Raw genomic sequence first — 21,813 nt, 5'->3', positions numbered from 1 at the left:
GCGGACGGGATCCCCGTCGCGGTGACCCACCTGGTGCTGTCCCGTGTTGTGGCGGCAGTGGGCGTGCTGTTATCACACAGGTGCTGATAATGCTGTCCGCCGCTTCGAGATTCCCCGTCAGGTGGGCGATCATCGCGCGGCCCATGGTGTTCGCGACTTGGGCCTGGCGCCACTGGTAGCGGTCGGCCAGCAGAGTCGCGGCCGCTGCAGGATCCGTTGGCGCGCTGCGCAGTTCGACCTCGAACTGCCAAGCGTACACCGCCCCGGTGGGCAGCCGCAATGCGAATCCCGGCGCCTGGCTCACCAGCACGGTGGCCGGCTCCCTTTGAAATCCACTGCCATGGTGGGGCTTTCCCTGGGCGAGGCGGCATTCTGCCCAGCAGGCCGTGACGGCAGCAATACCCGATGAATAGCCGTCAGCGTCGACATTGGGTTGGCGACGGCGGATGCCGTCGGTTCCCACCAGGCAGCTATTGCGTGGCTCTCTGTGGAGGAGCAGTGTGAATGGCGCCGGTGGCGCCACCGGGGCGCTGCCTCCGAGCAGAGAGAGGGGGTGGGGTCGTGTATGCACGCTCCATGACCATTCAGGCGCGACCCTCCACTATTGATGCCGGGATTGCGTATGTGCGCGACGACGTGATGCCGGCGTTGGCCGACTTCTCGGGCTATACCGGGCTGTCTTTGCTGGTCGATCGGCGGTCCGGCCGGTGCATCGCCACGAGCGCGTGGGAATCGGAGGAGGCGATGCGCGACAGCGCGGACCGGGTCGACACGATTCGTGAACGCGTCGTCGAGATGTTCGGCGGCGGCGCGCAGGTCGATGAATGGGAGATCGCAGTCCTGCATCGCGATCACCGTTCGCCGCAGGGTGCCTGTGTCCGCGCTGTCTGGCTCAAGACCGACCCGGACCGGCTCGACGCGGCCATCGAGGCCTACAGGTCCCAGTTCCTGTCGGAAATGGAGACGCTCGAGGGGTTCTGCAGTGCGAGCCTCGTGATCAACAGGGCGTCCGGGCGCGCCGTCTCTTGCGTCACCTATGACGGCGCCGAGTCGCTGATTCACAACCGTGACCAGGCTGCCTCGCTGCGCGCCGATGCCAGCCGCCGATCCGGTGCCGATGTGATCGATGGCGGTGAGTTCGAGTTGGCGCTCGCACATCTGCGTGTACCCGAATCGGTATGACTGCGACCGTTGCGCCGTCACCACGACGGCGCAACGGCCTGGGCTTCTGCTCAGCCCGGTGTGCGGTGATCTGTGAGATGTCGCTGATGTAGCCGCGCAGTCGGTCAGTTCGTCGCGGTCGACGCCCGGCCACAACTGGATGCCGATCTTCCGATGGCAGGCCGACGCGCTGTGTCGTCGCGGACGACACAGCGCGCCGCCAGTCCGTTGCGCGACCGGGCGCGCCGTTGCGCGACGTGCGGCGCGACGCCCAGGTGTTCCAGAAGCAGCCGCGCCATGTCGAGGTCACGGGGTTTGTGGTCACTTCGCCCCCGGGCCGCCACCGCGAAATGTGGTGCAATGAGCCGAACAGTGGGGAGAGTTGGCAACGTGAGCGTGTCAGAAGTCGTCTACAACCTTGTGGTCGTCGCGCATCTGCTCGGTGGCGGCGGTCGTCGGCGGGTATGTCGCCGGACAGCCCGCCGTTTCCGGGTTGATGGTGTGGGGCGCGCGGGCGCAGATCGTCACCGGTTTGATCCTGGTGGGGATGGCCGATTCGATCCATTCGCTCGGCAAGGATCCGAATATGGCGAAGATCGCCACCAAATTGGTCATCTCGGTGCTGGTCGCCGCGTTCGCCGAGATCGGTCGGGCGGATGCCAAGCGCGGGAAGGCGGTGCCGTGGATGACCCATGCTTCCGGTGGGTTGGCGATTCTCAATGTGTTCATCGCAGCGCTCTGGACGTGACCGGCTCAGCTACCGATCGTGCCGGCACCGGATTCGCGGTGCGCTGATCTCAGAGTGGGTGGAATCCGGTGCCGATGCCACCCGAGCGATCGATCTCGGCCAGGATCATGCCGATGTGCGTGGCCACGGCCGGATCGTGCACGGGAGTGTCGCATGTGACGTCGAAGACGGGTACGCCGAGCACCATGACCGCTATATGCCCGACGTTCATCCCGACCAGGCGGTCGCCGATGGTCACCGGGCCGCCCGAATCGCCGGGCCGGGAGCAGACCTGGTTCTGGAACCACCACGCGTGCGTATCCCACACCACACCGCAGGTGTAGCCGGAGGTGCGGCCGTTCTTGCAGACGATATCGCCCAGCTGTGCGGGCGCGCCGATGCGGTCGATGGAGGTCTGCGCGACCTGTCGGAGCGGCGTGACCTTGGTGCGGTCGAATTCGATTACGGCGAAGTCGTTTTCGTGGTCGACGGCGGCCACGGTGCCCACGACGCCCGCCTGTTGCGTCTCGGCCTGTACGGACATGCCGATTTCGGCGCAGTGTCCTGCGGTGAGTCCCACTAGCCGGTCGGCCCGGTCGTAGCCGACGGTGGTGAGAGTGCAGGCTGAACGGCCGCCGAGCAGAATGCCCGATCCGCCGCCGATCCGCGCCATCTGATCGGCCGTCGCGTATCCGGGCAGCCCCGTGGGGCCGATGACCGCGATTGCCGCGGCCATGAGCACGCGTATCCCGATCCTTCCCAGCGCAACCATGCAGCTAACTGTCCGCTATCGTCGCGTCTCGCGGTGTTCGCTTCCGTTGCGGGTAGGACACGGTTTGATGTATCGGATGGAGGTCGCGCCGAACCTGCGCGCCCGCGGCTGGTCCCGCTGCGGTCGGTAGTGGGCTGAGCACTGATCGACAGCGATCCGGACGTGCACACGGAATCTCCACAATTGGTGCGGCTTCTCTCCACAGCGGGTGGCTAGGGTTTCGGTTCATGGAACAGAACGCGGCGGTCAGCGGGCCGGGGGCGCGACGGATTCTCGTGGTCGACGATGAGGTGACCATCGCGGAATCGGTGGCGGCGCGGCTGCGGGCGGAGGGGTTCACCGTCGATGTCGCCCATGACGGTCCCGGCGCCGTTGCCGCGGCGGAGGCGTTCGGACCCGATCTGGTCGTACTCGATGTGATGCTGCCCGGCTTCGACGGTCTCGAGGTGTGCCGCCGCATCCAGGCCGCGCGTCCGATACCGGTCCTCATGCTGACCGCGCGCACCGACGAAACCGACCAGCTCATCGGCCTCGGTGTCGGGGCCGACGACTACCTCACCAAGCCGTTTTCCCTGCGCGTGCTGGCCGCCCGCGTGCAGGCCCTGCTGCGCCGGATGGAGCGGGCCGCCGAACGTGACGGCGTGACCATCATCGTCGGAGACCTGCGTATCGATGTCGACCAGCGCCGGGTCTGGCGTGCCGATATCGAAGCCCAGCTCACCCCGCTCGAATTCGACTTGTTGACCCGGCTCGCGCGCCGCCCCCGCGCGGTGCTGGCCCGCGAACGCCTGCTCGAAGAGGTCTGGGACTGGGCCGACGCTGCGGGAACCAGGGCGGTCGACAGTCACGTCAAAGCGTTGCGCCGCAAGCTCGGTGCGGACCTGATCCGCACGGTGCACGGTGTCGGCTATGCATTGGAGGCGCGATGAGTGCGGGATCGCGAAGCGATTCGATGCGGGGCGGTGGGCACGACGAGGCTCCGGTTTCCGGCGGCACGGTGGTTTCGCAGTGGCTGCGGGGCATATCGAACGCGGTGGCGGAGGTGCTGCCGCGGCCGCTGGATCCGGTGAAATCGATCAAGCTGAAATTCGCGATTCTGATGCTGGGGTCGGCCGGCGTGGCGTTCGGGTTCTTCCGGCTGCGGATCGGCTGGCTGCCGCCGAAGACGACGATCGCGGCGACGGTGATCGCGCTGGTCACCTCGCAGATCCTCGCGCACGGCACCACCAGGCCGCTGCGGGAGATGACGGCCGCGGCCAAGCGGATGGCGCACGGCGACTACACCCGCCGGGTGCGCGCCAGTTCCCGCGACGAGGTCGGACAGTTGGCGGTGGCCTTCAATCAGATGGCCGCCGATCTGGCCGCCGCCGACCAGCAGCGCCGCGACCTGATCGCCAACGTCTCACATGAATTGCGGACCCCGATCACCGCGCTGAACGCGTTGCTGGAGAACATGGTCGACGGCGTCTCCACCCCCGACGACAAAACCCTGCGTACCGCACTCGCGCAAACCGAACGGCTCGGGTTGCTCGTCTCGGAACTGCTCGACCTGTCCACCATCGAATCCGGCGCCCGGGCACTCGATCGTGAACAACTCAGCGTCACACCGCTTTTGGCCGAGGTCGTCGCCGAGGCCGAGGTGATGGCGGCGGCGCTCGGGCGCGGAGTGCGCTTCCGCACCGACGTGCAACCCAGCACCGCAAGCGTTTTCGCAGACCGTGCACGTTTGCATCAGGTGCTGCTCAACCTGCTCGACAATGCCGCCCGCCATGGCCCCGCCGGTGGCGAGGTGCGCATCGATGCCCGATCCGACCGCGGCAATCTCGTTATCGATGTTCAGGACCAAGGCCCCGGCATACCGATCGCCGAGCGCGCCACCATATTCGACCGATTCACCCGCGGCGGCCGCACCGACGGCGGCGGCACCGGCCTCGGCCTGGCCATCTCCCGCTGGATAGTCGACCTGCACGGCGGCACCATCGCCGTCGCCGACCCCGGCTCCCGCATCCGCGTGGTCCTCCCGGCCCGCTGACCCGAACCCCAACTCACCCACCCGCACCCGCCGCGACCCGGACCACCATCCGGGCCGATCCCGCATACCTAAAGGAGGGGACACACCCGTGTCAGATCAACCCACTCCAGGCGATTCATCGCAACCGGAATCGACACCGGCATTGCCGAATGAGCCGAGCACCAAGCCGGAGCCGGCGGAAGGAACAGAATCGGAGGCGCTCGAGGTCGTGCCACAAACTCGGGAATCGTCGTCGAGCGCATCCTCGGGCACTTCGCCGAGCGCGGTGGGTGCTTCCTCGAGCGCATCGGATTTGACGGTGGCCGGGTCGGTTTCGTCCGCGAGTGCGCCGAATCCGTGGGAGGCGGCGTCGGCGTGGTCGGTGAGTGCGCCGCCGAGTGTGCCGAATCCGTGGGAGGCTACGTCGGCGTGGTCGATGAGTTCGCCACCCAGTGCGTTGAATCCGTCGCCGAGTGCGTCGCCACCGCTGGCGCCGATGCCACCCGCGCAGCCGGTCCCACCCGGATCTCGGTCTGATATGCCCACCCCTTGGGCATCGGCACTGCCGAGATGGCGGCGCGTCGCCTGCCCGCCGGGTGTTCTACCCGCCGCTGGAATCGCCGGACTCGCGGGCGCCGCACTGATTCCACTGGATCGCCCTGGAATCGGCTGGGTACTGGCCGGTTCGGTCGCCACAGCCGCGGTATTCACGGTGGATCGCCGAGCACGCCGGGCGGCCGCAGCGCGCGATGCTGCTGGGGCCGGTGGTGGCACCCCGGGGACACCGCATTCGTCCGAGTCGGGTGAATTGTCGTTGCCCGCCGCTGATGTGGCGGAGCGCGATGCCGGGCGGTCGGCCTCGGCGATGACCGGGAGTCATCGGTCCGGCGGTGTTGATGTGGGGGTGGATGAGGCTGATTCCAAGGCTGGGGTGGGATTCAGGGTGCTCCAGGGAAACTGGGGGCGGGTCTGGTGGGTGGTATTGGCGTTGGTGTTGTTGGGAGTGGGGGCTGTTCGGGGTGCGGGGTGGTTGTTCGCGTTGTGTGTGGTGGGCGCGGGGGTTGCCGGATCGTTGGCGGTTGTCGGGCGGCGGTCGGTGTATGGGGCCTGGTATGACGTGATCGCGGTGCCGATCGAGTCGATTTCGGCCATTCCGTGGGTGTATTCGGCGTTCGGCGGGATCGGTGACGGTACGGTGCGGCGCTCGTGGCGGGCCGGGATGTCGGTGGCGGTGACGCTCGCGTTGTTGGCGGTTTTCGTGCCTCTGCTGGGTGGTGCTGATGCGACTTTCGCGAAACTGCTGTCGGCGGTGACACCGCAGGTCGATGTGGAATCGGTGATGCGGTGGATTTTCACGTTCGTGGCACTGGGATTCGGCAGCGTCGGGGCGATGTATCTGCTGGCGGGTCCGCGTGCCGCGGCGACAGGGGAATCGCGGGGCGGCAGCTTGCGCCGGCTGGAGTGGGCATTGCCGGTCGGGGCGCTGACGGTGCTGTTCGCGGTCTTCGTCAGCGCCCAGTTCGTCGCATTGTTCGGCGGCGACGACTACGTCCAGCGCACCGCGAATCTGACCTACGCCGAATACGCGCGCGGCGGATTCTGGCAGCTGTCGATTGTCACCGTGCTCACGCTGGCTGTCATCGCCGTCGTATTGCGTTGGGCAGCAAGGGATTCTGCTGCGGATCGGGCTTGGCTGCGGATCCTGCTCTGCGCGATCAGCGTGCTGTCGCTGATCATCGTCGCCTCCGCACTCGGCCGCATGTGGACCTACCAGCAGGCCTATGGCTTCACCGTGATGCGCCTGCTGGTCGAGGTCTGCGAACTCTGGCTCGGCCTGGTCTACCTGCTGATGATCGCGGCCGCGCTCCGACTGGACGGCAGCTGGGTTCCGCGCGCCGCCATCGGCACCGCGATGGCGACCTTGTTCTTCCTGTCCGTTCTCAACCCGGAAGGCATTGTCGCGGAACGGAATATCGATCGCTGGGAACACGGAAAGAACCTCGATACGTCCTACCTGAGCAGACTCTCACCCGATGTCGTCCCGGCCGTCGAGCGACTTCCCGAACCGCAGCGCAGTGAAGTGCTCGATGCGATCCGCCTTCGCCTCGAAGAGGACACGTGGCAGGGGTGGAACCTGTCCCGCGCGAACGCCCGTTAGTTCTGCTCGTGCGCCAGCCGCGCCTGAGATCGGAACCTGTCGACAGGCCGATCACTTGGACTCGGCGCTCTCGCCCTGATCCTGCACGGTCGGTACCGCACATGGACTCCAGCGTCCATGTGCGTCCGGCGGCTTCGGCACGCGAGCTGAGCTCGATGACATCCGTTGGTGCGGCGCGAGCAATCCACATGACGAACCTGTCAAGATTGCCCCTGCGAAACTGACCGAGTGATGGTCACAATCGCGCGTCAGCAGGACATCCCAGCTTTTCTCGCGCTGGCCGCCGAAGTCGAGCACTGGTTCGGACCGATGGTCGACGAACCGAACTTTCACGACGCCCTGGAAAACAACATCCGGCGTGGGACGGCACTCATCGCATCCTCAGGATCGAATGTCCTCGGCGGGTTGTTGTTCGGCATCCGCAGAGCCCCGACCTACCATGTCCGCTGGCTCGTGGTCTCGGAACCGGCACGTGGCCGCGGCGTCGGCCGTGCGCTGCTAACGGACGCGCTGCGCAGATTCGTGCAACCTCCCGCCGCAATCGAGGTCATCACCTTCGGTCTCGGTCACCCTGCCGCTCCCGCCGCCCGCGCGTTCTACGAACGCCTCGGCTTCACTCCCGCCGAAGTTGACGCCCTGGGCCCGGAAGGTGGTCCACGCCAGGCCTTTAGGCGCACGGTTCCGCTCGAGCGATAGCGGACCCATGCCGCCTCGAGTTGTTGCGGGTCAGGCGGGCCGGAGTTGGGTGCCTCTGTGGTGTTGGGGGCCGCGAGGGCCGTAGTCGAGGTCGGCGCCTCTGTTGCTGCTGGCGGTGATCGGGGCGGGGGAATCGAAGGGATCCATGATCGATTCGACGAAGATCAACTTGTCATTGGGTGCGGACAGGGCATTGTGCAGGTCCGCTGGAGTCTTGGCGACGAACGAGTGTGCCGTGGTGTCGGGGCGGAGCACTTTCGGGAGCTCCGCGTATGCCCACGTGGCGATGTCGTTGTAGGACTCGGTCTTGCCGAGGTAGCCGCGCTCGATGGTGTATCCCCCGTTGTTGATCAGGAAGATCACTGGCTTGTGGTCGTAGCGCAGGATGGTCGACAGCTCCTGGGCGGTCTGCTGGAACGAGCCGTCGCCCACGAACAGCAGGTGGCGCCGGTCCGGTCAGGGTGCCGAGCAGAGCGGCGACGGAGTGGCCGATCGAGCCCCAGTTGACCGATCCGACGAAGGTGCAGCGCGGCGGGAGTTGCAGGCCGAAAAGCGCGTATGACGTGCCGTTATCTACGAGCAGCACGTCCCCGGGGGAGCAACTCGAGGTTGTAGTCGCCGGGGACGCCGAAGAGGTGGCTGATCCCGGCCTCCGTCAGGCGGCGAAGCAGAAACTCGCCGATCGTCATTCGTCGGGTTTCGCTCCTGGACATCGTGTGCTCCTCCGCATCGTCGGGTCACGCTGACATCGTGGTCTCCCGCTGGCCGACCACCGAGCACGATCGTGGTTGGTCCAGGAGTGCTGTTCGTTACCAGCGGGGAAACCGCCATTGGCGGGATCTGGAGGGTGCGCCCGCAGTCCGGCGGACGAGCACGGGTCAACCCCGAGGAACACCTGTCATAGCTGGTCGTATGTCTGGTTCACCGCGAAGCGATGGGTTTGGTGCAGGTGAATTGCATGACGTCGATGCGACCGCGGCGGGCGTAGTCGGCGCATCCGGTCAGGTATCGGAGGTAGGCGGAGTAGATGTCGGGTCCGGCGAGTTCGATGGCGCGGTCGTCGTGCTCGCGCAGGGCATCGGCCCAATGGTCGAGAGTGGTGGCATAGTGCGGTCCCATCTCCTGGATACCGGTGACGGTGAACCCCGCGTCTTCGGCGTATGCGGTGACACCTTTGGGGTCGCGGCCGGTCGGGGTCGGCAGCGGGCCGCCGGCGAAGATGGTTTCGGTGAGGAACCGCATGAACGCGTCATCGACGCCGGTGCGCGGCATCCCGTATGCACGCCCGTCTTCGCGGTCGCAACCGACGATGGTCTGCAGCAGCAACACCCCGCCGGCAGGCATTGTGCGGTAGGCGAATTCGAAGAAGTCGGCGTAGCGGTCTCGACGGAAATGTTCGAAGGCGCCGATGCACACGATGCGGTCGGCGTGGCCATCGAAGTCTTCCCAGCCTCGCAGCCACACGCGGCCACAAGGGCTGCCCCGGACCAGGCGGTCGACGAGCTGATCCCGCACATACCGATACTCGCTGCGGCTGAGAGTCAATCCGATCGTGTTCACCCCGCGGGTGTCCATGGCGCGCAGGATGGCTGATCCCCAACCGCATCCGACATCGAGCAGGGTCATCCCGGGCCGCAGGCCGCATTTGCCCAGGGCGAGGTCGATCTTGTTCAGTTGGGCTTGTTCGAGTGTTTCGCCGGGGTGGGTCCAGAACGCGCAACTATAGGTCCGTGTCGGATCCAGGAACAAGGAGAAGAATTCGTCCCACGGATCCGGCTGGGACTGGCGGTCGGAGTCGACCTCGCGGTCGTAGATGTGACCGGTCATGAGTGCGGGTCTTTCTCACAAGCCACTAATTACTGTTGATAGATACCGTCGAAGTCAACTCATGCCCGTGCGTAGCCACCGCTGCGATCGGATATCGGCTGCCCTCGCCGCTTCGGTCGGAACGACCGGGCGCTGTCCTTTACGCTACCGCTGTCGGCGGAAGCCTGGGACCGCGATTTTCATCGATGACCAAATGATCATCCCGCGTCACGGCCCGACATCGGCGATTATCATTCACTTGGTAACAACCTTCATGGTCAACCGTGCGGCAGGTCGGCTCGCATGAGGCGTGCCGGTCAGCGTTATCAGCGTGTCGTCGAGGACGACTTCGCCTGACCGGATGTTCGCTGCGCACCCTCAGCCGGACGCGCACACACGAAGCAGCGGCAGCTGTGCGGGACTTACAGTCATCGGCTATGGGAGGCAGGCATGCGGAGGGCAAACGCGTCGACTCCGCTGCGTTCGCCCGCGTCACCGGCGGCGCGGCGTGATCCGGAAGGCCCGGCCGTCAGTGGGTTCGCCGCCAGTGCGCTGGCCGCGCAACCGGAGGTTCCTGCGTGGATCGCGTGGTTGTTCGAGCACGCCAGCGAACAGCTGGCGCGGGCGGAATATCAGATGCACTATCCCCTCGACCACACCCGGCACCCGGACCGGCGCAGCGCCGACGAATGGCTGATCACCCAACGCGCCTACCACGCCGAGTGCGCAGCTCGCGCAGTCGAACGGGCCCGCCGCTTCCACAGCGACCGACCCGGTGTCATCGCAGCCTATGCCCCCGAGTTGCCTGACGACAGCGAGTTCTACGCGGCGCTGGCCGCCAGCCGGGAATGGAGCGGCCACTGGTACTCCCGCGACCCGATCGAAGCCTGGGAACTGTCCAGCACACCGGCCTGACACCGCAGGATAGATCATGTCTGGTGTCGAGACCTTTGCCGAGTTCGACCGGCTGCGCGGTTGATACCGCAGGTAGCCGTCATGCATGCTGGCGATAGTCGGCACGAGTGAGCGCTCATGCCGACGAGCGTGCACTCAGCGGGCTTCAGCTGGAAGAGCGTTGGGTATCAGCGCATTTGCTTCGGTGCTGGTCGAACTACGCCGATTTCCAACGAGGTTGCCCACACAGCACTTGGACACATGACCGCGTCGCCGTGCCGACAAGGAAAACCATTGTTCGGAAAAGCCTCGCACGCGTAGTGTCGCGGCATGTCTTGCAGGATCACCGAACTGGTCATCGACTGTGCCGACCCACAGCGGCTGGCGGACTTCTGGTGCGAAGTCCTCGGCTACGTCGAACTCGGCTGGGAGGGCGACGACCACCTGGAGATCGGCCCGCCCGGAACCGGATTCGGCGGGCCGCAGCCCACACTGGTGTTCGGTCGCAGCACCGAGCCGAAGCGCGGGAAACTGCGGCTGCACCTCGACGTGAACCCCATCGACCGCGATCAGGACGCGGAACTGGAACGGCTGCTCGCCGCGGGTGCGCACAAGGTCGACATCGGCCAGAACGGCGCCGCAACGTGGCACGTACTGGCCGACCCGGAGGGGAACGAATTCTGCCTGCTCCGAAGCCGGGTCGAGGCAGTGTAGAGCCACTCGAATACACAGTAGTGCCGCTTTATCGAGCGGCTTCCTGCTGTTCAACTCCGTTGTCGGCCAGACGCTGGGCGTTCGGCCCCGCAGTGCGACCACCGCGAATTCGACGGCCGCATCAACCGTGAATAAGCCGCGCGTGTGTACGCGTTCCGCGTCTGCCGCATCTGACCAGCTCGGCCAAGGTCGTCCGGGGGAGGGAATTCCGCCCGAATTCCCAATTCGGGCGGGGATGTTTCGCCGTGCAAAGCAAATCTGCTGCCCTGTCGCTGATTCCGGAGCCGATGTGCATGAGCGGCGCGTCGATTTTCTGTGAAAGCCCCCTCGACAGATCTTTTGTCGTTGCACCGTTTCGTGATAGTTTTTCTCTATGGTCAACTAGACCAAAATCTCGCCATCCGTCAAGGGAGATTCCGTGTCCAGGGCTGTGAAGGTTGCCGCCGCACGGGTTTGCGGGGGAATTCTCGGGATGATCGCATGCCTGTTCGGGGTGGGCACCGGGCACGCCGACGATGCGCCCGGCCCGGTATTGGTCGGTGACACAGAGTATTTCGCCATGGGCGATTGGAACTGTTCGATCAGTGCGGATGGTGTGGTGGGATGCGACCTCGCGGTCCCGGCTTCGTCGATGGATGTGCTGTATGCCGGAATGCAGGTGTCGTTGCCGAATGTGCCTGCCATCATTATCGATTCGGCTACGTGGCCGGCGCATCCGCAGTGGAACGCCAACGGCAGTCACACGCTGCCGGGCGGAAATCCATCATTGCCGCGCCTCGCACCCGTGAACTACCACGATCCACAGTATTCGGTCACCTATGCCGGAGCGACCTGCCAAATCACCTTTCAAGGTGCGGCAGTGTGCACCTCGATGGGGCACGGGTTCAGTCAATGGGGACCAGTGCCGCATGGCTACTGATCCCCAAGAATCACTGGCTACCGGTACCAGACACCGGAATCCCAGTCACCGTAGTCCCAGACGTTGAAATCGTAGCGCGAATGTGCACCCCCGAAGAGGTAGCCCCACCAACCAGCCGAGGTGTCGCAGATCTGGTCGTCATGGTTGCACACGGTCAACACCGGGAAGTCGCCGAACCAATCGTCGACACCGGCCAGCGGATAACCGATGATCCAGCTCCCGGGTGTCGATGACAAACCGGCCCAACCGGGCCCGGCGGCTCGCTTGGGATCCGACAGGAGAATGGCATTGGCATTGCCGACATCCTGGTGTGCGGTGACCCAAGCGTGGACAATACCCGCGCCCTCGCTGTGCCCGATCAATCTGATGTGGTCGTCCGGGCATTGGCTGCGATGGACCCAGAACAGCCGGTCGAGTTCGTTCAACCCCGACATCGGGTCGGCGGAGTTGTAACCGACAGGCTGATCCACAAATGGGATGAACACCGACGAGGTGTTGTCCCCGAGACCGCCGATGCCGATGGCCCAATCGCCAGTACAGTAATCGGCGTGCGCGCGCGGGATCGTCGCGTATGTGATGGAGAGGAGGATGGCCAACAGTAATGCGGCGAAGAGCGCCGTTGCTCTGCGCATGGTCGTACTTCTTCATTTTCGTGCCTCCGGGTCCAGCCCGGCTTGCATGACTTGTACCCAGAAATTGCTGGCGTTCTTGTTTTCTGGCGAAACAGTTACATCAGCCATGGATTTGTTAGCCGTAACGCAATGTCGGAGGCCATCATCCGGATGGGGGACACCGCTCGCCCTGCCTCGACCCGAGCGAGATCCGCCTCAGATTTCGCGAAACCCTCTGACCCGGGGGAGGACTCGCATAGCCGGAGATTCGCACATGCCCGGCCGCGCGCCTCGCCTCCGCCGCCACTGGCATCGATCAAGACGGACAAACCAGCGCTCGGGGACCACTCGTCGTGCACCGCGGCGATGTTCGGAGCCAAGCGGGCGAGTTCTGGTGCGCTGGGGACGATGTCGCCACCCGAAGTGGTCGCCCCGCAGACGGCAGGCGGTCCACGCCAAGCCTCTCGGCGAACAGTGTCTTCCCGTTCGCCGAAATCGCTGCCGGACACGCACGCGGCGAACAAGGGCATGTACGCGGAAAGATTCGTTGTCACCGTCGAGCATTGACAGCGTGGGCATCGAAAGTCGCTACAGCGGCGTCGCCCTGGCCCGCGAAAGACGCGCTCCCGCTATGCGATGTAGTGGGTGCCGGTCATCAGCGCGGCAAGATCCTCGGGGTGGAGGAACGATGGGGACGGCGGGAGGTGGAGATGAAAAACACACTCTTGTCGCCGATTGGTTCGCCGACCGACTTGCCGTCCGCGCCGACCCGTAGCGGCTGGGGCGGTGGACCCAAGGTTACCGAGTAAGAGAAGTACGGGCTGGTGGCGAGAGACGACGCCGGGTCGCCGGTGCCTAATCGAGCGCGCGATGGACGGCGTCGGCCGGATCGGCGGCGAGTTGTGCTGCGGCTAAGGGGTTTCCGGTGGCGTCGTGGAGTTGCCAGCCGCCGAGGGAAACGACGGGGATGGTGCCGCGGTGACAGGCGAATGCGAGTTCGGAGAGGGTGCCCCAGGAGCCGCCGATCACGATGACGGCATCGGCGGAGTGGATGAGGATGGCATTGCGGGCCTCGCCCATATTTGTGTAGAGGACGGCGGATAGGCCAGGGCAGGCGCCGGAGCGGTCGGTGTCGGGGCGGATACCGATGACCAGACCGCCCGCGCTTGCGGCACCCGCGGCCACCGCCGCCATGACGCCGCCGCCGCCGCCGCACAGGATGGTGGCACCGGCGGTCGCGAGCAGTCGCCCGACTTCCTCGGCCCATCCGGCCTCGGTGGCGGTGCAGTCACGTGGTCCGCATACCGCGACCTGTGTGGGTGTGTGACCAGCCATGGCGTCGACGATAGTTGCGGGTGATCTGATTCGGCGGGCACGCGCGCCGCGTATGAAGGAGTCAGTGCGCGCGCTCGGTGAGCAGCGCATCGAGTCGGGTGGCGAAGTCCTCGGCGGCGGAGTTGTATCCGATGTGGTCGCCCGCGAATTCGAGGATGTCTCGTCCGAGGCTTTCGCTGAGCACCGCGTTGGGCCGGGCGGGGAAGGTGTCCTTGGAGTCGTGACCGACGGCGAGGACCAGCTTGTCCGCCGCGGCGCGCAGTGCGTCGAGATCCGGTGTGTAGCGAATGTACTGGCGCATTTCGTGCTCCATCCAGAACATCATGTTCTGCTGCTCGCTCATCGCCGCGACCTCGGGGCTGGGTTCCTCGGTCGGGTCGTCTTGCGGCCGGTGCAGCCCGACTCCTTCGGCGAAGCGGGTCAATGCGGCGGGGAACCCCTCGGACTTGCTGGTCCGATAGATCTCGTCGAAGAAGGTGAGCCACTTGTCGGCATCGGGCAGCACGGTCGCCAGCGGCGGTTCGTGTGCGATGAGGGTATGCACGAGTTCTGGATGGGCGGTGAGCAATTCGAGTGCGACGATGGCGCCGGAACTGCTGCCCAGCACCGCGGCGGGCTGGTCGCCGAGGTGGGCCAGCAGGGCCGCGGCATCGGCGCCGTCGAGTGCGACGCGATGGTCGATCGCACCGTCCTCGGGACTGCGGGAGAAGCCGCGCCGATCGTAGGAGACCACGGTGTAGCGGTCGGCGAGTCGTTCGGCGATCTGGTCGAAGGTTCCGGCGTCGCCGTTGCCGCCGGGGATGAGCAGCAGCAGCGGACCGGTACCGCGGATCTCGTAGTGGAGCGTGGCACCGGGGACGGTGAGGGTGTGGTCGGTGGGGAAGTCCATGGGAAAGGCTCCTGGTAGGAAGGACAGTTGCCGCAACGCTTCCCGGATGACGGGCAGTGCCGCGGTGGGCGGGTCGGCATCGACCCAGCGGTCGATCCCGACCTGCAGTGCCGTCGCGATGGCGCCAGCCATGATCCGCGGGAACATATCGGAATGCGGATCGCGGCCGGTGCGTTCGGCAATGGCCGTCGCGATGGCCTCTTGGATGACGGCCTGTGCCTTGAGATATTCACCCTGTAGTGCGGGCTCGGTGGTGATCAGGCGAACGCCGCGGATCCATGTCGAATCGGGCAGTTCGTCATCGCGGAATTCGGCGAGTACCGCGTGGATCACGGCGGGCCACAGCGCTTCGGCCGCCGGACGATCGTGCAGTCCGTCCGCGATCCGCCGTGCCCGGTCCACCGCCACCGAACAGACGGCCTCGTACTTACTGGCGAAGTAGTTGTTGAACGTGCGTGGCGAGACGCCCGCCGCCGCCGCGATGTCCTCGACCAGCACATTGTCGAGCCCATGCGTGACCGCCAGCCGCAGCGCGGCGAACCCGAGCGCCTCCCGAGTCGCCAGCTTCTTGCGTTCGCGCAACCCGAGTACGAATGCCACACCATTCACGATACGCAAACTTGCGGGGCACGCAAGATTGCGTGATCGGAAAGTTTTGCGCCGCAACGAGATCAACGGCGCGGCAACCGTCGTCACAGGAGATCAGCAGAGCCGCAATGGGTATCAGCGAATATTCGGTGCTGCTAGGCCGGCTTGCGCAATACCGCAAGCCGTCCGAGCAGCCAGGCGACCACCACCGCGGCCAGGAACGACAACAGCGACGCACTCATCCACGCCTGCTTGGTGAAATGCAGTTGCTCCTGCATGTCCACCCAGAAGCGCGTCCACACTCCGGCGTCACCCGGGTTGATCAGCTGGTACACCGAAAGTCCGACCAGCCATGCGAAAACCATGCCCCAGCGCGAGGGTGCGTTCGCCTCGGTATTCCACTGTCCCTTCGCGCGCAGGAAGAAGTCCGCGACCAGGACCCCGAGCAGCGGCACGAACACCGATCCGATCAGCCCCAGGAAACCGAAGTAGTTCGCCATATTCAGCCGCAGCGCGAGCAGCGTGATCAGGACGCCGAGACCGATCGACAGCACACGTCGGTCGACCCGCGGCGCGAGGTTCTGGATCGAGACGGCCGTGGAGTACACATTCGCGAACGACTGGTCGGCCTCACGGAAAACGAAGACGAAGAAGAACATCGCGCCGAGGCTCACATGCAGGAACGGCGAGTACACCCCGCCGTCGCCGGAGGCGAGCGCCAGCGCGAACAGTCCCAGCACATACGCGACGATCTGGGTCAACGCATACGCCCCACTGGCCGCGCCGAATGCCGCACCGGTGCTGCGCGAGTGCCGGGTGTAGTCGGCGGCGACCGGGACCCAGGAGATGGAGACCGCCAGTGCCGCATCGGTGGCGATCCAGAACAGGTTCCAGTCGACGCCGAACGGGCCGTCGCCGGTGGGACCCGGGTTGGTGGTGAGGTCGGGCAGACCGGCCCGCACGAACTGGATGTAGAACCAGATCAGCGCGATCACCACACCGGCGGTCACGAATCGGCGCAGCATCCGCACCGAGCCGAGCGGCCAGATCGTCAACACCGTCGTCAGCACACCCGCGGCGACCACGTAAACCCAGTGCGGCCCACCATCGAACAACTCCTCGGCCGCATCGCCGATGACGATCAGCTCGAAGGTGCCCCAACCGATCAGCTGGGCGATATTGAGCACCGTCGGCAGATAGCTGAGCTTCGCGCCGAACAGCCCGCGCAGCAACATCATCGCGGGTTTACCGGTCTTCGCGCCCGGCACCGCGGCCAGGCCGAGCATGAGCCCACCGACGATCGTTCCGATGATCATCGCGAGAATGCCTGCGGCGATGGAGATCTGGGCCGCGCCATCGGCATTCGGTGCGAGCACGGTATAGGCGCCGGAGAAGGCGATCAGGCTGACGCCGAGGTTCGCCCAGAACGCGCTCTGATCCCAGAACGACAGTACCTTCGGCGCGGGCTGGTCCAGGGTCAGCGGCGCTTCGCGCCATTCGGATCGATCAAGGGTGGATGCAGACATCCCGTTACCGCTCTCCCTACGCCGGAATTACCCGGACAGGTTCATGCGGTCGGCGAAGCATGGGGTCCGCCCTCTCAGCCCGGCCGTGCCCGAGCTCCCGCGCTGAGGTTATTCGGGCGAAATGGTACACCGGTCCGCGGGCGTGTCCGGTCCGGCCTTCGGACATTCCAGACAGGTTCCGCGGTCTGCCCACGAAAACCGCGGAGAGCGCCCATACTGTGCGGTATCGATCTGGTTATCGCCCGGTTATCTGCAGCTCATCGCCCGCATCGACCCTGGAGTGAGACGCGCCATGATCCTGATCGCTGTGCACGAGACCGTACTGGCCCAAATCGACAATCCGACGCCGGAGGCTCCGCCCAACTCGGACAAGATTCTTCAGATGGTCCGCTACCTGACCTGGCTGGTGATGCTATCCGGCGTCTGCGGCATCACCTACGCGGGCGGGCGGTTCGCGTGGGAGAAGTGGAACAACAGCACCTTCGATTCGCCGAAGATGCTCGCCGGAGCGATGCTCGGCGGCGTCATCGCCTCCAGTGCGGGCACCATCATGAATACTCTGATCGGCTGAAACCCGCTGCCGCGCTTGCCGGCTGCGCGAGGTCCGGCGTACGGGTGACGGTTGCTTTCGCGGCGTGCGCGAAGGCGACCGCATCGTGGACCGCGGCGCCGCCCGGGTCATTGTTGAAGTAGACGAAGACGTCTTCACCGTCCGACCAGGTGTCGGCCAGACGTCGCGTCCAACTCGTGAGTGCTGTGCGGCCGTAGCGCGGTGGCGGTGTCGCGCGTCCGGAGTGCAGTCGCAGATAGCCCCAGTCCGTCGTGCGCCACAGCGGAGTGACCGGACGGGAACCGGCGTCGGCCCAGCACAGCGCGGCACCGCATTCGGCAAGTACGGCACGGACTTCCGGCATCCACCAGGATTCGTGCCGGGGTTCGACGGCCACTCGGGTGCCCGTCGGGAAACAGCGCAGACAGGTGTCGAGCAGGGCCGGATCGGCGCGCAGCGTCGGTGGTAGTTGCAGCAGCACCGGGCCCAGCTTCTCGCCCAGTCCGGATGCGTGGGCCAGCAACCGCGCGACGGGCTCCTCGGGTTCCCGCAGCCGCTTGATATGGGTGAGAAAGCGACTGGCCTTGACAGCGAAGCGGAATCCGGGCGGTGTCCGGTCCCGCCACGCCGCGAAGGTCTCGGTGCTCGGCAGTCGATAGAAGACATTGTTGTTCTCGACGGTCGCGAATCCCGTGGCGTAGTACTCCAGCCACAGACGCTGCGGCAGGTCCGTCGGATACAGGACGCCGCGCCAGTCTCGGTACTGCCAACCCGAGGTGCCGACGAGCAGGGGCATACCTCCATCGAAGCACGCCCACCCCTTTCGCGTGACCAGTTCGTCAACTACGCTATGTAGTAGAAGATGCCGGGAGGGCGCGATGCGGGAACAGTCGGTGGGCGAGCGTCGAATAGCATTGGCGCAGTGGAGTTTTCTGCAGTGGGCGGTGTTCGTGCTCGGTGCGGTGCATATCGTGTGGGCGATCGCGGGGTGGATTGCCGAACCCAGTTTCGAACTCGGTGAACACGCTGCGGCGACACCGGTGCTCGGTATGGACTACAACGGCTGGCACGCGGTGGCCGGGCTATTGCTGTTCGGGCCGGCGCTGATCGCTGCGACCCACAAGTCCTGGTCGGCCTGGTATTGCGTGATCGCCGGGTTGGGTGGCGGATTCGCGGTGGGGGTGTGGGCGCTGTTCTCGCACCATGTGCTGGTCTTCAGCTTCCCGAATCATGTGATGGACGCGATCGAGCACCTGGTGACCGGCGTGATTCTGCTGGCGCTGGTCGCCGTTCAGGCCGTTCGCGACGGTGGACTGCGCCCGGTCTTGGGCATGTCTCAGTAGCAGCCTTCGAGGGTGGCTGCGGCGAGGGTATCGATGACATCGGTGACATCGTTGTGCGCGCGCAGTGCGGCGCGTTGGCGGCGAGCGCCGTTGCCGCGTGCGTCGACCACCGCGACGGTGTCGGTGACGAAATCGAGGTCGCCGGACTGCTCGAGCGCCGGGGTGACATAGTCGATCAACCGGGCGAGCAGCGTGCGGTTCGGAAAGGGGCGCCCGGTCAGGGTGTCGAGGCCATCGCCGTCCAGGCCGGACCGCGCGGCCTTCCAATAGGCAGCGCGCAAGAGTTCCGCGGATATCCGCGGCGGGGGCCGCTTGTCCTGCTGCGCCATCACGACCGCGGCGCGAATCAGCGTGGCCAATAGCGCCGTTTCCTCCACGGTCGCCGGCACATCGCTGACGCGCACCTCGACGGTAGGAAATGACACCGAGGGCCGAACATCCCAGTACACCATCGCGGTATCGAGAATGCTGCCGCTGGCCAGCATCATCTCGACCATATCGTCGTAGTCCGCGATGGAGTCGAAAAAGGGTGGCGGACCTGCGCTGGGCCAGCGTCGCCACATAATGCTGCGCCAACTGGCGTATCCGGTATCGGTGGAGCTGTAGATCGGGGAATTGGCCGTCAATGCCAGCAAAACCGGCAGCCAGGGCCGCAGATAATTCCCGACCTGTACCGCCGTTTCCCGATTCGGCACCCCGACGTGCACATGGCAGCCGCATAATCCCTGCTCGTGTGCGAGCATGCCGAAATTGCGCTCGATGCGCCGGTAGCGCGGGGTGTCGGTGACCGGAAAAGCGTCCGGCACGGCGGGCGGCACCGCGACGGCGAGCAGGCGCGCACCGTGCTTTTCCGCGCAACCCGCGACAGCCGTGCGCAGTCGGCACAATTCATCGAGCAGATCCGAGGTCCGGGTGTGCACCGCGGTATTGGTTTCGACCTGACAGCGCGCCAGTTCCAACTGTAGATCGATTCCGATCTCGCCCGCCGCCGCCGCGACTTCGACATTGCGCGGGCTGGGGGCGCCACTGATCGGCTCCGCCAGTAGGAACTCCTCCTCCACACCCACAGTCGGCGAGGCCGCGTCCATGTCTGGAGTTTACTGCGCGCGGTGCGTTTGCTGATCGTGATGGGCGCGGAGACCGTTTGACGGTGGCGCGCCGGGGTAGGTCGACCGTAGTGAGGTGCTCGTAGAGAAAGGGGTCCGGCTATGCCCGACGAATTGCACGGTGCGCGAGCGCTGGTCATAACCTCGAATACCGGCGTCGAACGGGACGAGCTGATGACGCCCCTGCACTGGTTGCGCGAACAGGGCGCGGTGGCCGTACACGCGACGCCCGAACTCCGTGAGGTGCAGACCTTTCACCACGATGTCGACAAGGACGAGGTGGTCCTGCCGGATGCGGTGCTCGATGATATCGAGGCCGATGATTTCGACATACTCGTCGTACCGGGCGGCACGGTGAACGCCGACAAACTGCGTGCCTGCGAGCGTGCGGTGGATTTGGCGCAACAGTTCGTGCGCGCGGGCAAGCCCGTCGCGGCCATCTGCCACGGCCCGTGGCTGCTCGTGGAGGCCGACGTCGTCTCGGGTAAAACGCTGACCTCCTATCACTCGCTGCGCACCGATGTCATCAATGCCGACGGGCGCTGGGTCGATCGTCCGGTGGTGCGTTCCGATGAGAACGGCTGGCCACTGATCACATCCCGCGATCCGGGTGACCTCCCCGACTTCACGGAGGCGATCGCCGCAGAGCTCACCGCGGCCCCTGCGGCGGAGGCATTCACCGGCGATGAGGTGCGCTAGCGGCGGTGAATTTCCGATACCCGGATCGTCTTTACCGATATGGACGCAACCAATCTCGCCGACCTGTACGAGTTGCCGCCGCTGGACTGGGCCGATATTCGGAAACGGCTCGACGTCGGAATCGAACAAGGCCCCGGCAGCAGCGGACCGGATCGGCACACCTGCTGGCTGACCACGATCAACCCGGATGGCAGCCCGCATGTGACCGCTGTCGGCGCACTGTGGGTCGAGGGCACCTTCTGGTTCGTGACCGGCGCACAAACGCGCAAGGGCCGCAATCTGGCCCGCGATCCGCGCTGCTCGGTGAGCGTATCGACCCATGAGTTCGACCTGGTGATCGATGGCACCGCGGCCCAGGTCACCGATTCCACGCTGGTCGCCGATATGGCGCAGCGCTATGTCGGTGAGGGCTGGCCCGCCCGAGTGGACGACACCGGCCGAGCGCTCACCGCCGCCTACAGCGCCCCCTCCGCGGGCCCGCCGCCCTGGCACGTCTACCGCGTGACCCTGCGCACCGCGACCGCCTTGTCGACGATCGAACCGGGCGGTGCGACCCGCTGGCGGTTCTGAGTCTCGTCTCCGATGGGTTCTTGTCCTGGTCTCGGCCGCCGGCGCATACTCACAGAAACCGGTCTCACAGGTGGTCGGGCTCCGGAGCTCGACCACCGCTCTATGCCTCGACCGTGATCTCACTCCACAGTCCGGTCGGGTGCCGGAATCCCCGGTCGCGCCGGATTCTCATCGTCGCTGCGCACCAGCAGCCGGTCGCCCGCGCCGAGTGCTTCGGTCAGTTCGTGATGTGGCACCGCATCCCAGGGCCCCGCACCGGTGGACAGCAGCAGGCGCCGGTCGTCCAGGTCCACCGGTTCGTAGTAGTAGCCCTGGGCGCCGTCGTAATCGATCACTTGGACGAGCTCGCCACCAGGACCCGGCCGCAGCGGCTCGTAGGGCACCGAGAGGGTGATCGCTTCGGTACCCGGCAGCCGCGCGACCAGGGGATCGAAGGCGAATACGCGCAGGTGACGCCGCGATGGTTCCGGCACCGCCATGGCCTGCTCGGCCAGGTCACGCCCCGCTCCTTTAGTCGCGTACTTCGGCATCGTCGGTGCCGACCACGCTGGTACCGGGTGGGTCGGTCGCCGCCTTGTTCAGGATATGGCGTGTCGGGCGCAACCGGGGGCGTTACGGAATAGTCGCGATCGAGCGACGAGAGTGCTTGTGCTGACCCGGATTTCGAATGCCAGCCAGTCGTGAGGGATGAGTTGGGGGCCAACCAGGGACCGGTCGGTCGGTTCGATGGTGCACAAC

23 protein-coding genes, 1 pseudogene and 1 riboswitch are annotated in these 21,813 nt (G+C 65.8%); of the genes and pseudogenes, 13 read left to right on the top strand and 11 right to left on the bottom strand.

Annotation, left to right across the window (positions count from 1 at the left end):
- Positions 1 to 561 precede the first annotated feature (561 nt).
- Both ACQP2D_RS22160 and ACQP2D_RS22155 read left to right on the top strand, forming a co-directional pair.
- Positions 562 to 1,182 carry a hypothetical protein gene (locus ACQP2D_RS22160; protein WP_433685735.1) on the top strand — a complete coding sequence of 207 codons (621 nt, stop codon included), beginning with the start codon at positions 562 to 564 and terminating at the stop codon, positions 1,180 to 1,182.
- Between the two features lie 421 nt (positions 1,183 to 1,603).
- Positions 1,604 to 1,909 (top strand): hypothetical protein, encoded by a 306-nt coding sequence (locus ACQP2D_RS22155; protein ID WP_433677820.1) that lies wholly within the window; start codon positions 1,604 to 1,606, stop codon positions 1,907 to 1,909.
- 49 nt (positions 1,910 to 1,958) lie between these two features.
- On the opposite strand, the gene ACQP2D_RS22150 is transcribed toward ACQP2D_RS22155, so the two are convergent.
- On the bottom strand, positions 1,959 to 2,660 hold the full coding sequence (locus ACQP2D_RS22150) for a S1 family peptidase (protein ID WP_433677819.1): 702 nt from the start codon (positions 2,658 to 2,660) through the stop codon (positions 1,959 to 1,961).
- A 227-nt stretch (positions 2,661 to 2,887) separates the two neighbouring features.
- On the opposite strand from ACQP2D_RS22150, the gene ACQP2D_RS22145 reads away from it, so the two are divergent.
- Together ACQP2D_RS22145 and ACQP2D_RS22140 are read left to right on the top strand one after the other, a co-directional pair.
- On the top strand, positions 2,888 to 3,589 hold the full coding sequence (locus ACQP2D_RS22145; protein ID WP_433677818.1) for a response regulator: 702 nt from the start codon (positions 2,888 to 2,890) through the stop codon (positions 3,587 to 3,589).
- 170 nt (positions 3,590 to 3,759) lie between these two features.
- Positions 3,760 to 4,692, top strand: coding sequence for a HAMP domain-containing sensor histidine kinase (locus ACQP2D_RS22140; protein WP_433685734.1), 933 nt, complete (start codon positions 3,760 to 3,762; stop codon positions 4,690 to 4,692).
- 96 nt (positions 4,693 to 4,788) lie between these two features.
- Here the strand turns inward: ACQP2D_RS22140 and ACQP2D_RS22135 are convergent, their stop codons facing one another.
- Positions 4,789 to 5,217 carry a hypothetical protein gene (locus ACQP2D_RS22135; protein ID WP_433677817.1) on the bottom strand — a complete coding sequence of 143 codons (429 nt, stop codon included), beginning with the start codon at positions 5,215 to 5,217 and terminating at the stop codon, positions 4,789 to 4,791.
- On the opposite strand from ACQP2D_RS22135, the gene ACQP2D_RS22130 reads away from it, so the two are divergent.
- Together ACQP2D_RS22130 and ACQP2D_RS22125 are read left to right on the top strand one after the other, a co-directional pair.
- Positions 5,210 to 6,829: a DUF4153 domain-containing protein gene (locus tag ACQP2D_RS22130; RefSeq protein ID WP_433677816.1), complete on the top strand. Its 1,620-nt coding sequence runs from the start codon at positions 5,210 to 5,212 to the stop codon at positions 6,827 to 6,829. The genes ACQP2D_RS22135 and ACQP2D_RS22130 overlap by 8 nt on opposite strands.
- Before the next feature lie 231 nt (positions 6,830 to 7,060).
- Positions 7,061 to 7,525: a GNAT family N-acetyltransferase gene (locus ACQP2D_RS22125; protein WP_433685733.1), complete on the top strand. Its 465-nt coding sequence runs from the start codon at positions 7,061 to 7,063 to the stop codon at positions 7,523 to 7,525.
- Positions 7,526 to 7,555: 30 nt separating this feature from the next.
- Here the strand turns inward: ACQP2D_RS22125 and ACQP2D_RS22120 are convergent.
- A pseudogene (locus tag ACQP2D_RS22120) lies at positions 7,556 to 7,969 on the bottom strand (thiamine pyrophosphate-dependent enzyme); the annotation flags it as partial.
- 477 nt (positions 7,970 to 8,446) lie between these two features.
- Positions 8,447 to 9,352: a class I SAM-dependent methyltransferase gene (locus ACQP2D_RS22115; protein ID WP_433677815.1), complete on the bottom strand. Its 906-nt coding sequence runs from the start codon at positions 9,350 to 9,352 to the stop codon at positions 8,447 to 8,449.
- A 429-nt stretch (positions 9,353 to 9,781) separates the two neighbouring features.
- Between ACQP2D_RS22115 and ACQP2D_RS22110 the strand changes: the two genes are divergently transcribed.
- The 3 genes from ACQP2D_RS22110 to ACQP2D_RS22100 all read left to right on the top strand — a co-directional run bounded on the left by ACQP2D_RS22110 (position 9,782) and on the right by ACQP2D_RS22100 (position 11,858).
- Positions 9,782 to 10,246 (top strand): hypothetical protein, encoded by a 465-nt coding sequence (locus ACQP2D_RS22110; RefSeq protein WP_433677814.1) that lies wholly within the window; start codon positions 9,782 to 9,784, stop codon positions 10,244 to 10,246.
- Between the two features lie 309 nt (positions 10,247 to 10,555).
- The gene (locus ACQP2D_RS22105) at positions 10,556 to 10,939 is read left to right on the top strand and encodes a VOC family protein (RefSeq protein ID WP_433677813.1); all 384 of its coding nucleotides are present in this window, start codon (positions 10,556 to 10,558) and stop codon (positions 10,937 to 10,939) included.
- 418 nt (positions 10,940 to 11,357) lie between these two features.
- A complete protein-coding gene (locus tag ACQP2D_RS22100; protein WP_433677812.1) occupies positions 11,358 to 11,858 on the top strand; it encodes a hypothetical protein in 501 nt (166 codons plus the stop codon).
- Positions 11,859 to 11,875: 17 nt separating this feature from the next.
- Here ACQP2D_RS22100 and ACQP2D_RS22095 read toward each other — a convergent pair whose 3' ends face one another.
- The 4 genes from ACQP2D_RS22095 to ACQP2D_RS22080 form a co-directional block, all read right to left on the bottom strand.
- Positions 11,876 to 12,490, bottom strand: coding sequence for a cutinase family protein (locus ACQP2D_RS22095; RefSeq protein WP_433677811.1), 615 nt, complete (start codon positions 12,488 to 12,490; stop codon positions 11,876 to 11,878).
- An 834-nt stretch (positions 12,491 to 13,324) separates the two neighbouring features.
- Positions 13,325 to 13,804, bottom strand: a complete 480-nt coding sequence (locus ACQP2D_RS22090) for an LOG family protein (RefSeq protein WP_433677810.1) — start codon at positions 13,802 to 13,804, stop codon at positions 13,325 to 13,327.
- Between the two features lie 61 nt (positions 13,805 to 13,865).
- The gene (locus ACQP2D_RS22085) at positions 13,866 to 15,293 is read right to left on the bottom strand and encodes an alpha/beta fold hydrolase (protein ID WP_433677809.1); all 1,428 of its coding nucleotides are present in this window, start codon (positions 15,291 to 15,293) and stop codon (positions 13,866 to 13,868) included.
- A 143-nt stretch (positions 15,294 to 15,436) separates the two neighbouring features.
- Complete coding sequence (locus ACQP2D_RS22080; RefSeq protein ID WP_433677808.1) at positions 15,437 to 16,807, bottom strand: purine-cytosine permease family protein; 1,371 nt, start codon at positions 16,805 to 16,807, stop codon at positions 15,437 to 15,439.
- Positions 16,802 to 16,918: riboswitch (TPP riboswitch) on the bottom strand. Its footprint overlaps the gene before it by 6 nt.
- Before the next feature lie 181 nt (positions 16,919 to 17,099).
- On the opposite strand from ACQP2D_RS22080, the gene ACQP2D_RS22075 reads away from it, so the two are divergent.
- A complete protein-coding gene (locus ACQP2D_RS22075) occupies positions 17,100 to 17,378 on the top strand; it encodes a hypothetical protein (RefSeq protein WP_433677807.1) in 279 nt (92 codons plus the stop codon).
- Here the strand turns inward: ACQP2D_RS22075 and ACQP2D_RS22070 are convergent.
- Positions 17,356 to 18,153: a DUF72 domain-containing protein gene (locus ACQP2D_RS22070; RefSeq protein ID WP_433677806.1), complete on the bottom strand. Its 798-nt coding sequence runs from the start codon at positions 18,151 to 18,153 to the stop codon at positions 17,356 to 17,358. The two genes, ACQP2D_RS22075 and ACQP2D_RS22070, sit on opposite strands and share 23 nt — an antisense overlap.
- Positions 18,154 to 18,235: 82 nt before the next feature.
- Here ACQP2D_RS22070 and ACQP2D_RS22065 point away from each other — a divergent pair, with 82 nt between their 5' ends.
- A complete protein-coding gene (locus tag ACQP2D_RS22065; protein ID WP_433677805.1) occupies positions 18,236 to 18,700 on the top strand; it encodes a DUF4383 domain-containing protein in 465 nt (154 codons plus the stop codon).
- Here the strand turns inward: ACQP2D_RS22065 and ACQP2D_RS22060 are convergent.
- The gene (locus ACQP2D_RS22060) at positions 18,694 to 19,788 is read right to left on the bottom strand and encodes a glutamate--cysteine ligase 2 (RefSeq protein ID WP_433677804.1); all 1,095 of its coding nucleotides are present in this window, start codon (positions 19,786 to 19,788) and stop codon (positions 18,694 to 18,696) included. The two genes, ACQP2D_RS22065 and ACQP2D_RS22060, sit on opposite strands and share 7 nt — an antisense overlap.
- Before the next feature lie 120 nt (positions 19,789 to 19,908).
- Here ACQP2D_RS22060 and ACQP2D_RS22055 point away from each other — a divergent pair, with 120 nt between their 5' ends.
- Together ACQP2D_RS22055 and ACQP2D_RS22050 are read left to right on the top strand one after the other, a co-directional pair.
- Positions 19,909 to 20,505, top strand: a complete 597-nt coding sequence (locus ACQP2D_RS22055) for a type 1 glutamine amidotransferase domain-containing protein (RefSeq protein WP_433677803.1) — start codon at positions 19,909 to 19,911, stop codon at positions 20,503 to 20,505.
- A gap of 39 nt (positions 20,506 to 20,544) precedes the next feature.
- Positions 20,545 to 21,075, top strand: a complete 531-nt coding sequence (locus tag ACQP2D_RS22050; protein ID WP_433677802.1) for a pyridoxamine 5'-phosphate oxidase family protein — start codon at positions 20,545 to 20,547, stop codon at positions 21,073 to 21,075.
- A 119-nt stretch (positions 21,076 to 21,194) separates the two neighbouring features.
- Here ACQP2D_RS22050 and ACQP2D_RS22045 read toward each other — a convergent pair whose 3' ends face one another.
- Positions 21,195 to 21,605 carry a hypothetical protein gene (locus ACQP2D_RS22045; RefSeq protein ID WP_433677801.1) on the bottom strand — a complete coding sequence of 137 codons (411 nt, stop codon included), beginning with the start codon at positions 21,603 to 21,605 and terminating at the stop codon, positions 21,195 to 21,197.
- Positions 21,606 to 21,813: the final 208 nt, after the last annotated feature.

The organism is Nocardia sp. CA-119907, from assembly GCF_050955995.1.
Lineage (GTDB): Bacteria > Actinomycetota > Actinomycetes > Mycobacteriales > Mycobacteriaceae > Nocardia.
This window is presented reverse-complemented; position numbering and strand designations above follow the sequence as displayed.

Excerpts from the sequence above, each read along its gene's own strand:
- ACQP2D_RS22150 (WP_433677819.1), bottom strand. The coding sequence starts at position 2,660 with ATGGTTGCGCTGGGAAGGATCGGGATACGCGTGCTCATGGCCGCGGCA.
- ACQP2D_RS22145 (WP_433677818.1), top strand. The coding sequence starts at position 2,888 with ATGGAACAGAACGCGGCGGTCAGCGGGCCGGGGGCGCGACGGATTCTC.
- ACQP2D_RS22140 (WP_433685734.1), top strand. The coding sequence starts at position 3,760 with ATGCTGGGGTCGGCCGGCGTGGCGTTCGGGTTCTTCCGGCTGCGGATC.
- ACQP2D_RS22130 (WP_433677816.1), top strand. The coding sequence starts at position 5,210 with ATGCCCACCCCTTGGGCATCGGCACTGCCGAGATGGCGGCGCGTCGCC.
- ACQP2D_RS22125 (WP_433685733.1), top strand. The coding sequence starts at position 7,061 with ATGGTCACAATCGCGCGTCAGCAGGACATCCCAGCTTTTCTCGCGCTG.
- ACQP2D_RS22115 (WP_433677815.1), bottom strand. The coding sequence starts at position 9,352 with ATGACCGGTCACATCTACGACCGCGAGGTCGACTCCGACCGCCAGTCC.
- ACQP2D_RS22110 (WP_433677814.1), top strand. The coding sequence starts at position 9,782 with ATGCGGAGGGCAAACGCGTCGACTCCGCTGCGTTCGCCCGCGTCACCG.
- ACQP2D_RS22105 (WP_433677813.1), top strand. The coding sequence starts at position 10,556 with ATGTCTTGCAGGATCACCGAACTGGTCATCGACTGTGCCGACCCACAG.
- ACQP2D_RS22095 (WP_433677811.1), bottom strand. The coding sequence starts at position 12,490 with ATGCGCAGAGCAACGGCGCTCTTCGCCGCATTACTGTTGGCCATCCTC.
- ACQP2D_RS22090 (WP_433677810.1), bottom strand. The coding sequence starts at position 13,804 with ATGGCTGGTCACACACCCACACAGGTCGCGGTATGCGGACCACGTGAC.
- ACQP2D_RS22080 (WP_433677808.1), bottom strand. The coding sequence starts at position 16,807 with ATGTCTGCATCCACCCTTGATCGATCCGAATGGCGCGAAGCGCCGCTG.
- ACQP2D_RS22075 (WP_433677807.1), top strand. The coding sequence starts at position 17,100 with ATGATCCTGATCGCTGTGCACGAGACCGTACTGGCCCAAATCGACAAT.
- ACQP2D_RS22070 (WP_433677806.1), bottom strand. The coding sequence starts at position 18,153 with ATGCCCCTGCTCGTCGGCACCTCGGGTTGGCAGTACCGAGACTGGCGC.
- ACQP2D_RS22065 (WP_433677805.1), top strand. The coding sequence starts at position 18,236 with ATGCGGGAACAGTCGGTGGGCGAGCGTCGAATAGCATTGGCGCAGTGG.
- ACQP2D_RS22060 (WP_433677804.1), bottom strand. The coding sequence starts at position 19,788 with ATGGACGCGGCCTCGCCGACTGTGGGTGTGGAGGAGGAGTTCCTACTG.
- ACQP2D_RS22055 (WP_433677803.1), top strand. The coding sequence starts at position 19,909 with ATGCCCGACGAATTGCACGGTGCGCGAGCGCTGGTCATAACCTCGAAT.
- ACQP2D_RS22050 (WP_433677802.1), top strand. The coding sequence starts at position 20,545 with ATGGACGCAACCAATCTCGCCGACCTGTACGAGTTGCCGCCGCTGGAC.
- ACQP2D_RS22045 (WP_433677801.1), bottom strand. The coding sequence starts at position 21,605 with ATGCCGAAGTACGCGACTAAAGGAGCGGGGCGTGACCTGGCCGAGCAG.